Below are 9,676 nucleotides of genomic sequence, written 5' to 3'. Positions count from 1 at the left end.
CGTCCGATGCTTCCTGCCAGTTCTGCCGGCTCGGGCGGACACGCGTTGTAGCAGGTGAGGCGGGTCCTGTAAGAGGATTTCGGAGTTTTTCCACGCTGCGGACCAATATCTGTTCAGTTTCGGTGTGTTAGTTGAGCAGAGCCGATTCCCGGGCTACATTCCGGGCACGCACTCCGCACCGACTCGGCGGCGCGAAGTGACGGCAGGAGAAAGGGGACTCCATGTCTGTACCGATGAGGTGTCGCGCCAGCGCGGCAGTCGGGCGCGTCCAGGTGACGACGCCCGAGCTTTCTGGGAATACCAGCTCCTACGTCATGGCTGTTCGAAGCGCCATGGCGAGCGCCTAGCCAAACCTGACCACCCTGCGGCCCGGGGGGGCCGTGTCACACACCAGAAAGCGAGTGCCGTGCCTAAGAAAGCAACCAAGACCGTCGTTTCTCCTGACCAGCTGAAGGTGAAGGACGGCGAGGACCCGTGGACCAAGGATGAGCTCAACGAGGTCATCGACGAGCTTCACGAGATGAGGGCTCACAGCCTCGAGGTGCTCACCGCTCTCGAGACCGAGCTCTCCGGCCTGATGAAGGACTCCGGCGACGGTGCCGGCCAGGACCAGGCGGATATGGGAGCGACCAGCTTCGAGCGTGACCACGAGCTGACCGTGGTCAACAGCGAGAAGGACAAGCTGGCCCAGATCGAGCGTGTCCTGGGATACCTCGAGGACGGCTCGTACGGCATCTGTGAGTCGTGTGGGGAGCCGATCGGCAAGATGCGGCTCATGGCGTTCCCGCGTGCCACACTGTGCATGACATGCAAGCAGCGCGAGGAGCGTCGCTGAGCGACGCACATACCGGTCCTGAGTCCGACGTGCGCCCTGTTCGATGGGCAGAGTTCGCGGCCGTCGCAGTGTTTCTGCTGGTCATCGACCAGATCACGAAGCTCTGGGCGGTCGCGACGCTCGTTCCCGGGCAGCCGCAGGAGCTGATCGGCTCGGTGCTCCAGCTCAACATCATCCGCAACCCGGGAGCGGCCTTCTCGACGGGAACCGGCCACACCTGGGTCTTCACGACGCTCTCGATCGTGGCCACGATCGGTGTGCTCTGGTTTGCTCGCCGGGTGCGTCACCGGGGCTGGGCCATCGCGCTCGGCATCCTGATCGCGGGCATCAGTGGCAACCTGATCGACCGGCTGACGCGTGAGCCGGGCTTCTACGTCGGGCACGTGGTCGACTTCCTGCAGCTGCCCAACTGGCCGATCTTCAACGTCGCCGACATGTGCATCAACGTGGCCGCGGTGCTGATCGTGATCTTCTCGTTCAAGGGGATCGGGCTGGACGGGTCCATCGACGGCGGCGCCGCGGACGAGTCCGAGGGCGAGAAGAAGTGAACTTCGGTCACGCCGACCAGCGCACGCTGCACGTCCCGGACGGCCTGGAGGGGGAGCGGGTCGACGCCGCCATGGCGCGTCTGTTCGGCCTCTCCCGCACCCGCGCGGCGGAGCTGATCGCCGAGGGCCTGGTGACCGTGGACGGCTCGGCCGTGGCCAAGAGCGACCGGGTCAGCGCCGGGTCGATGCTCGACGCGACGATCCCGTCGCAGGCAGACCCGCTGGAGATCAAGCCCGAGATCGTCGAGGGCATCAAGATCATCTACGACGACGACGCCTTCGTGGTGATCGACAAGCCCGTCGGCGTGGCCGTCCACCCCTCGCCGGGCTGGCAGGGGCAGACCGTCGTCGGCCACCTCGCCGCGGCCGGCTTCCGGATCTCGACCTCAGGGGCCAAGGAGCGCGAGGGCATCGTCCAGCGCCTCGACGTCGGCACCTCCGGCGTGATGGTGATCGCCAAGTCCGAGCACGCCTACTCGGTCCTCAAGAACGCGTTCCGGCAGCGTACGGTCGACAAGACCTACCACGCGCTGGTCCAGGGCCACCCCGACCCGCTCGAGGGGACGGTCGACGCCCCGATCGGGCGCAACCCGAAGTACGACTACAAGTTCGCGGTCCGCGCGGACGGGCGTCAGTCGGTCACCCACTACGAGACGCTGGAGGCGCATCGGTTCGCCTCGCTGCTCAAGATCCACCTCGAGACCGGGCGCACCCACCAGATCCGCGTCCACATGTCGGCACTGAAGCACCCCTGTGTCGGCGACCTCACCTACGGCGCCGACCCCGCCCTGGCTCGGCGCGTCGGGGTCGAGCGGCAGTGGCTGCACGCGGTGCAGCTCGGCTTCGAGCACCCGGAGACCGGTGAGTACGTCACCTTCGAGTCGACCTACCCCGACGACCTCCAGCACGCGCTCGATGTCATCCGCGACTCCGACTGAGGCCGTGCTCCGGCCCGCGGAGCGCGAGGACATCGACGAGATCGTCCGCACCTACGTCGAGGCCCGTGCGGCCGCGCCGATGCCGGCGCCGATCTACCCGGAGTCGGACATCCGGGAGTGGCTCGCGGTCAAGGTCCTGGCGCCTCAGAAGGGGTCGCAGGTCTGGGTCACGGAGGTCGCCGGCGTCGTCTCGGCCTTCGTCGCCTTCACCCCGACCTGGCTCGACGACCTCTTCGTCCACCCCCGCGCCCAGGGCACCGGCCTCGGCACGATGCTGGTCGATCTGGTGAAGTCGCTGACTCCCGACGGCTTCGGTCTCTGGGTCTTCGAGATGAACACCCCCGCGCGGGCCTTCTACGCTCGCCACGGGCTGCGCGAGGTCGAGCGCACCGACGGCTCCGCCAACCAGGAGAAGACTCCCGACGTACGGATGGCCTGGCCCTAGCCGAGGCGTCACCCAGGTCGGCCGAGGCGTCACTCGCGTCGGTCGAGTGGGCAGGCTGATGCCTACTCGGCCGACCTATGTGACGCCTCGGCTGCCAGGAGGGCGATCTCGGCGGGGCCGACGCGGCAGCAGCCACCGACGTACGCGGCTCCGGAACGGACCCAGGAGAGGGCCTCGCCGGGGCGGAAGTGAGGGGTGCCGGTCCAGGCGCCGTCGGCGTAGACCTCCCCGGTGTTGGGGTAGACGACGGCGGGCTCGCCGGTGGCGGTGGCGAGCTGGATGGCGGCGGGGACGTCGGCGGGGTCGCAGCAGTTGACGCCGACCGCGACCACGGAGCGGATGCCCGCGGCCAGTGCCAGCGCGTCGGCCAGGGGCTGATCGGCACGGGTGCGGGTGCCGGTGCAGGAGTAGGAGAACCACACCGGGAGGCCGATGTCGTCGAGGAGGTCGACGAGCACCTCGGCCTCCTCGATGTCGGGGATGGTCTCGACCGCGATGAGGTCGGGGTCCTCGGTCTCGAGCAGAGCCAGCCGGGGCGCGTGGAAGTCACGCAGCGCGGCCGCGGAGACCCCGTAGCGGCCGCGGTACTCGGACCCGTCGGCCAGATAGGCGCCATAGGGCCCGACCGAGGCGGCGACCAGGCGCCCGGGAGCCTCCTCGGCGACCTCGCGCGCGACGCGGACGCTGCGACGAAGGAGCTCGGTGGCGTACGTCTCGGTCATCCCGGCCTCCACGAAACCTGGCACGCTGGCCTGGTAGCTCGCGGTCGTGGCGACGTCGGCGCCGGCGGCGAAGTAGGCGCGGTGGACCGCGGCGATCTCCGTCGGCGACTCGTCGAGCAGCCGGGCCGTCCACAGGGCGCCGGAGACGTTGTGACCGCGGGCTTCCAGCGCGTTGGACAGGCCGCCGTCGAGGATCGTCACCACAACTCACGACTGTACGGCCAGCCGCCCGAAAAACTGTCGGTGGCGCCAGATAGTCTGTAGTCCTTCCCCCAGGTCGTCCGTTTGCACGGGCTCCTGCGCCCGCTCCATCCGTTCGACCTCGAGGAGGGCTCCACGCCAATGGCGGCCGGCTCCAAGGACTCTTTCGTCCACCTGCACGTCCACACCGAATACTCGATGCTGGATGGTGCCTCGCTCCTCGATGGTCTCTTCAAGCGGACCAGCGAGCTCGAGATGCCGGCGATCGCGATGACCGACCACGGCAACATGCACGGGGCCTACGACTTCTGGAAGAAGGCGAAGGCCCACGACGTCAAGCCGATCATCGGGATCGAGGCCTACATCACGCCGAACACCCCGCGCGGCGAGCGCAAGCGGGTGCGGTGGGGCAAGGGCGATGCGGCGCAGGAGGGCGGCGACGACGTCTCGGGTGGTGGCGCCTACACCCACATGACGATGTGGGCCGAGTCCACCGAGGGGATGCACAACCTCTTCCGGCTCTCGAGCCGTTCCAGCCTGGAGGGCTACTACTTCAAGCCCCGGATGGACAAGGAGATCCTCGCCGAGCACTCCAAAGGGATCATCGTCTCCACCGGCTGCCCCTCGGGCGCGATCCAGACCCGGCTGCGGCTGGGCCAGTGGGACGAGGCGCTCAAGGAGGCCGGTGAGCTGCAGGACATCTTCGGGAAGGACAACGTCTTCCTCGAGCTGATGGACCACGGCATCTCCATCGAGAAGCGGGTCCGTGACGACCTGCTCAAGCTCGGCAAGGCGATGAACATCGCACCCGTCGCGACCAACGACTCCCATTACAACAACCCCGAGGACGCCGGTGCCCACGAGGCGCTGCTGTGCGTGCAGTCGGGCAGCCGGATGAACGAGCCGCCCTACTCCAAGGGCGGCAAGCGCTTCGCGTTCGAGGGCAGCGGCTACTACATCAAGACCGCCGCCGAGATGCGTGAGCTGTGGGGCCGGCAGGACCTGATCGAGGCCTGTGACAACACCCTGCTGATCGCCGAGCGCTGCGACGTGCAGTTCAGCGAGTCGACCGGTGGCTACATGGCCCTTGCGGACATCCCCGAGGGGGAGACCGAGGATTCCTGGCTGCGCAAGGAGACCTGGCGCGGCATCGAGATCCGCTACCCCGGGGAGAAGACGACCCAGGAGGTCCGCGACCGCGTCGAGTTCGAGATCGACGTCATCCTGCAGAAGGGCTACCCGGGCTACTTCCTCGTGGTCGCCGACTTCATCCAGTGGTCGAAGAACAACGGCATCCGGATCGGCCCGGGTCGTGGTTCGGGTGCGGGGTCGATCGTGGCGTACGCACTGAAGATCACCGACCTCGACCCGCTCGAGCACGGACTCTTCTTCGAGCGGTTCCTCAACCCCGAGCGTCCCTCGATGCCCGACTTCGACATCGACTTCGACGACCACCGCCGCGGCGAGACGATCAAGTACGTCACGGAGAAGTACGGCGCGGAGAAGGTCGCCCAGATCGCCACCTTCGGCCGGATCAAGGCCAAGCAGGCGATCAAGGACGCCGCCCGCATCCTCGACCACGGCTTCGCGATCGGCGACCGGATCACCAAGGCGCTGCCGCCCGACGTGATGGGCAAGGGGGTGCCGCTCAAGGAGCTGTTCAACCCCGACCACAAGCGCTACGGCGAGGGCGGCGACTTCCGTGCCCTGCACGACACCGACCCCGACGTCCGCAAGATCTACGAGACCGCGCTCGGTCTCGAGGGCCAGATCCGTCAGACCGGCATCCACGCAGCGGGCGTGATCATGGCCTCCGAGCCGATCATCGACGTCGTCCCGCTGATGGAGCCCAAGCAGGACGGCCAGGTCGTCACCCAGTTCGAGTACCCGACCTGCGAGTCGCTCGGCCTGGTCAAGATGGACTTCCTGGGCCTCTCCAACCTGCACACCCTCGAGGACGCGCTGGGCAACATCCGCGCCAACCGCGACATCGACCTGGTGCTCGAGGACGTCCCCTTCGACGACAAGCCGACCTACGAGCTGATGCAGCGCGGCGACACGCTCGGCGTCTTCCAGCTCGATGGTGGTGGCATGCGGGCGCTGCTGCGCTCGATGCTCCCCGACCGGTTCGCCGACATCACCGCGGTCTCCGCGCTCTACCGGCCCGGCCCGATGGGTGCCGATTCCCACAACAAGTACGCCCACCGCAAGAACGGCCGCGAGCCGATCGTGCCGATCCACCCCGAGCTCGAGAAGCCGCTCGCGGAGGTGCTGGGGGAGACGTACGGCCTGATCGTCTACCAGGAGCAGGTGATGTCGATCGCCCAGGTCCTGGCGGGGTTCTCGCTCGGACAGGCCGACAACCTGCGGCGCGCGATGGGCAAGAAGAAGAAGGCCGAGCTCGACAAGCAGTACGCCGGGTTCCAGGCCGGCATGCTCGAGCGCGGCTACTCCCAGAAGGCGATCGACACGATCTGGGAGATCCTGCTGCCGTTCTCCGACTACGCCTTCAACAAGTCGCACTCGGCGGCCTACGGCGTGGTCACCTACTGGACCGCCTACCTGAAGGCCAACTACCCGACGGAATACATGGCCGCGCTCTTGACCTCGGTCAAGAACGACAAGGACAAGATGGCGATCTACCTCAACGAGTGTCGCCGGATGAAGATCGCGGTGCTGCCGCCCGACGTCAACGAGTCCGCCCACGACTTCACCGCCGTCGGCACCGACATCCGCTTCGGCTTGACCGCCGTGCGCAACGTCGGCGCCCAGGTGGTCGACGGCATCGTCGAGGCCCGCACGTCCAAGAGCCGGTTCGAGGACTTCAACGACTATCTCTCCAAGGTGCCCGAGCGGGCCTGCAACAAGCGCGTGATCGAGTCGCTGATCAAGGCCGGTGCCTTCGATGACATGAAGCACCGCCGCCGCGCGCTGGTGGCGATCCACGAGACCGCGGTGGACCAGTACATCGACATCAAGCGCAACGAGGCGATCGGCCAGGACTCGCTCTTCGGCGGCCTCGACGAGGACGGCGGAGACGGCTTCGGCGTCTCGGTGGCCATCCCCGACATGGACGAGTGGGACAAGATGACCCTGCTCGGCCATGAGCGGGAGATGCTCGGCCTCTACGTCTCCGACCACCCGCTGATGGGCCTGGAGCACGTCTTGGCCAACGGCACCGACTGCACCATCGGACAGCTGATGACCGACGAGACTCGGCCCCACAACACCACCGTCACGGTCTCCGGGCTGGTCACAGGAGTCAACCGGCGGATCACCAAGAAGGGCGACGCCTGGGCGACGGTGACCCTGGAGGACCTCGAGGGCTCGGTCGAGGTGCTGCTCTTCCCGTCGTCCTACCAGCTGGCCGCGCCGCACCTGGTCGAGGACTCGATCATCAGGGTCAAGGGCCAGCTCTCCCGCGACAAGGACCAGCCCGAGCTGCGCGGCCAGGAGGTCACCGTCCCCGACCTGACCGGTGGTCCGGGTGCCGCCGGCGGGCCGGTGGTGATCTCGCTGCCGTCGACGCGGTGCACGCCGCAGGTGATCGCGTCGCTGCGTGACGTACTGACCACCTATCCCGGAGTAGCCGAGGTCAGGCTACGGTTGATGACACGGGACGCGACCCGGGTCATGAAGCTCGACGACCGGCTGCGGGTGGCACCGACTCCCGAGCTGTTCGCCGACCTCAAACAACTCCTCGGACCAGGATGCCTGACAATCTGATCGTGCCGCCGCCGCCCAGCCTCTACGCGACCGGCCACCGCTCCGCCCGCCCCGACCTGTCCCGACCGGTGCTGGTCCAGGTGGCCATCATCGTGGTCGCCTTCATCGTCGGAGGCCTCGCGGCGGGTCTGGCCGCGGCGACGCTGTGGACCCCGCCGACCGGGATGGTCCTCGAGGACAAGTGGTACCGGGGGCTCATCTCGATCGACCCGCCCGCCATCGGGCAGAACATCGACCAGGGCGTCTTCGCCGCGACCGCCTGGTTCTCGGTGTGCGCGATCGTGCTCGGCCTGCTGGTCGGCATCGCCGCCGCGGTCTGGCTCAACCGCTCCGAGCTGGTCACCCTCGGCGCGCTGATGGTCGGTGGTGCGATCGGTGGCGGTCTGATGCTGCTGGTCACCTCGCTGCTCTCGCCCGAGGACCCCAACCCTCTCGCCAAGGGCGCCGCCGACGGCACCGTCCTGCAGGACAGCTTCCAGCTGGCCTCGCCGTGGCTGGTCCTGCTCGTCCCGGGCTCGGCGATGCTGGCGCTGATGGTGATCTTCTTGATGTGGGCACCGCACCCTCGCGAGGACCACGAGCTCGACGGGCAGCGGACCGCGACCGAAAGGTAATTGGGGCGGACAGCCGCCCCTGGTCGGCGTAGATTCATCAGGTTGGACGGTCGGCACGGTGCTGACCGACAGAACCTGAAAGTCACTGATGTCAGAAATCACTCCCGGTCAGAACCCGTCCGGACCGGAGGCGACAGAGATCCTCGACCTCGGCGGGGACTCTGCCGGAAGGAGCAGGAAGCCGCTGCTCATCGGCGCGGCAGCCGTCCTGGGTGTCGCGGCGCTGGCCACCGCCGGGACCCTCACCGCAGTCGCGCTGAGCAACGCCGGTGGGTCCCCGGCAGAGGCATTCCCCGCCTCGACCCTCGCTTACGCCGAGATCGACCTGACCGAGGCCAAGGACGCCCTGCCGACGCTGCGCAAGCTGCCGTCGATCAAGAAGGAGCTCGGCCTCGAGGAGGGCGAGGACCCGCGCGAGGCGCTGTTCGCCAACGCCTGTGACGACCTCGACTTCGCCAAGGACGTCGAGCCCTGGATCGGCTACAAGGCCGCCGTCGGCGCGGTCCCCGCGGACGCGGAGCCGGTGGTCGCGTTCGCCCTGCAGGTCACCGACGAGTCCGATGCCGAGGCCGGCCTTCCCAAGCTCGCCGGGTGTGGCGGTTCGGAGTCCGCCTGGTCGGTCAATGACGGGTGGGCGCTCATCGCGAAGACCGATGACGACCTCGCCGCGATCGAGAAGGCGGTGGCTGCCGGCACCCTGGCAGAGGACGCCGGCTTCAAGAAGTGGACCGGTGACATCGGCGGGACCGGTTTCATCACGGCGTACGCCGCCGAGGAGCTGCCGGACGCCATCGCCGAGGCCGCTGAGAACGGCGCGTTCGACGAGGCCGAGGGTGGGCTTGCCGAGAACCCGATGGGTGGGATCGCGCCGCTGCCCGACCCGGCCGCCCTGGCCGAGACGATCCGGTCGGCGATGAAGGACTTCGGCGGCGCGGCCTTCACCGTGCGCGCCGAGGAGGACGCCTTCGAGCTCGAGGCTGCCTCGTCGATGGGGGAGCAGGCCGAGTCCGTGGAGGCCGGGACCATCGCCGGCACGCTGCCGAAGGACACCACCGCTGTGATCGCGGCCAACCCGGCCGACGGCTGGCTCACGACCGGCCTGGCCGGAAGCGGCGCGGACGACCAGCTCGACCAGATGCTCGGAATGGCACCCGGTGATCTCGAGAAGCTCCTCGGTGACAGCTTCGCGATCGCGGCCGGCGAGATCGACCTGAGCGCTCCGGACTCCTTGGAGATCGGCATCAAGCTCGATGGTGCCGACCCGGCCGATGTCGAGAAGTTCGTCGACGACCTCACCTCGGGCTTCGGCGCCGCGGGCATCGTCAGCGTCGACAGCGAGGGCGAGGTGACCTCCGTCGGGATCGGTGACTACGGCAAGGACCTGCTCGCCGACGGTGGCCTGGCAGAGACCGACAAGTTCAAGGACGCGGTCCCCAAGGCGGAGGACGCCTCTGGGGTGGTCTACGTCGACTTCGACGGTCTCGACGAGCTGGTGACGGCCGAGGCTCCCGAGGTCGCCGACGACATCGAGGCGCTCGGCCAGCTCGGCTTCAGCGCCTACCTGGACGGCGACACCTCGCGAGCCCTGGCTCGCATCACCGTCGACTGACCTGCCGAGCCGAGTCGGCGCGTCATGACGAGCCGACT

Annotated in this window: 8 protein-coding genes; 7 read left to right on the top strand and 1 reads right to left on the bottom strand. The window is 68.1% G+C overall.

Annotated features, from left to right (window positions below; all coding sequences use genetic code 11):
* The first annotated feature begins 406 nt into the window (after positions 1 to 406).
* Genes ACFU7D_RS26560 through ACFU7D_RS26545 form a run of 4 tightly spaced genes read left to right on the top strand, consistent with a single transcriptional unit; the run spans position 407 to position 2,766 of the window.
* Positions 407 to 835, top strand: a complete 429-nt coding sequence (locus tag ACFU7D_RS26560; RefSeq protein WP_091047579.1) for a TraR/DksA family transcriptional regulator — start codon at positions 407 to 409, stop codon at positions 833 to 835.
* Entirely contained in the window at positions 808 to 1,383 is a 576-nt protein-coding gene (gene lspA, locus ACFU7D_RS26555; RefSeq protein WP_378728486.1) for a signal peptidase II, read from the top strand. Before ACFU7D_RS26560 ends, lspA begins: the two co-directional genes overlap by 28 nt.
* Entirely contained in the window at positions 1,380 to 2,321 is a 942-nt protein-coding gene (locus ACFU7D_RS26550) for an RluA family pseudouridine synthase (RefSeq protein ID WP_378728485.1), read from the top strand. Before lspA ends, ACFU7D_RS26550 begins: the two co-directional genes overlap by 4 nt.
* On the top strand, positions 2,299 to 2,766 hold the full coding sequence (locus ACFU7D_RS26545) for a GNAT family N-acetyltransferase (protein WP_378873035.1): 468 nt from the start codon (positions 2,299 to 2,301) through the stop codon (positions 2,764 to 2,766). Before ACFU7D_RS26550 ends, ACFU7D_RS26545 begins: the two co-directional genes overlap by 23 nt.
* A gap of 62 nt (positions 2,767 to 2,828) precedes the next feature.
* Here ACFU7D_RS26545 and mmuM read toward each other — a convergent pair whose 3' ends face one another.
* Complete coding sequence (mmuM, locus tag ACFU7D_RS26540; RefSeq protein WP_378873033.1) at positions 2,829 to 3,692, bottom strand: homocysteine S-methyltransferase; 864 nt, start codon at positions 3,690 to 3,692, stop codon at positions 2,829 to 2,831.
* Between the two features lie 138 nt (positions 3,693 to 3,830).
* Between mmuM and dnaE the strand changes: the two genes are divergently transcribed.
* The 3 genes from dnaE to ACFU7D_RS26525 all read left to right on the top strand — a co-directional run bounded on the left by dnaE (position 3,831) and on the right by ACFU7D_RS26525 (position 9,638).
* Entirely contained in the window at positions 3,831 to 7,415 is a 3,585-nt protein-coding gene (gene dnaE / locus ACFU7D_RS26535; RefSeq protein ID WP_378873037.1) for a DNA polymerase III subunit alpha, read from the top strand.
* Complete coding sequence (locus ACFU7D_RS26530; protein WP_378873031.1) at positions 7,400 to 8,029, top strand: hypothetical protein; 630 nt, start codon at positions 7,400 to 7,402, stop codon at positions 8,027 to 8,029. The genes dnaE and ACFU7D_RS26530 overlap by 16 nt, the downstream gene beginning before the upstream one ends.
* A gap of 88 nt (positions 8,030 to 8,117) precedes the next feature.
* Complete coding sequence (locus ACFU7D_RS26525; RefSeq protein ID WP_378873029.1) at positions 8,118 to 9,638, top strand: hypothetical protein; 1,521 nt, start codon at positions 8,118 to 8,120, stop codon at positions 9,636 to 9,638.
* Positions 9,639 to 9,676 lie beyond the last annotated feature (38 nt).

Source organism: Nocardioides sp. NPDC057577 (genome assembly GCF_042801335.1).
Lineage (GTDB): Bacteria > Actinomycetota > Actinomycetes > Propionibacteriales > Nocardioidaceae > Nocardioides.
The sequence above is the reverse complement of the archived record's forward strand: the minus strand, read 5'-3'. Positions and strand labels throughout refer to the sequence as shown.

Excerpts from the sequence above, each read along its gene's own strand:
- lspA (WP_378728486.1), top strand. The coding sequence starts at position 808 with ATGCAAGCAGCGCGAGGAGCGTCGCTGAGCGACGCACATACCGGTCCT.
- ACFU7D_RS26545 (WP_378873035.1), top strand. The coding sequence starts at position 2,299 with ATGTCATCCGCGACTCCGACTGAGGCCGTGCTCCGGCCCGCGGAGCGC.
- dnaE (WP_378873037.1), top strand. The coding sequence starts at position 3,831 with ATGGCGGCCGGCTCCAAGGACTCTTTCGTCCACCTGCACGTCCACACC.
- ACFU7D_RS26530 (WP_378873031.1), top strand. The coding sequence starts at position 7,400 with ATGCCTGACAATCTGATCGTGCCGCCGCCGCCCAGCCTCTACGCGACC.
- ACFU7D_RS26525 (WP_378873029.1), top strand. The coding sequence starts at position 8,118 with ATGTCAGAAATCACTCCCGGTCAGAACCCGTCCGGACCGGAGGCGACA.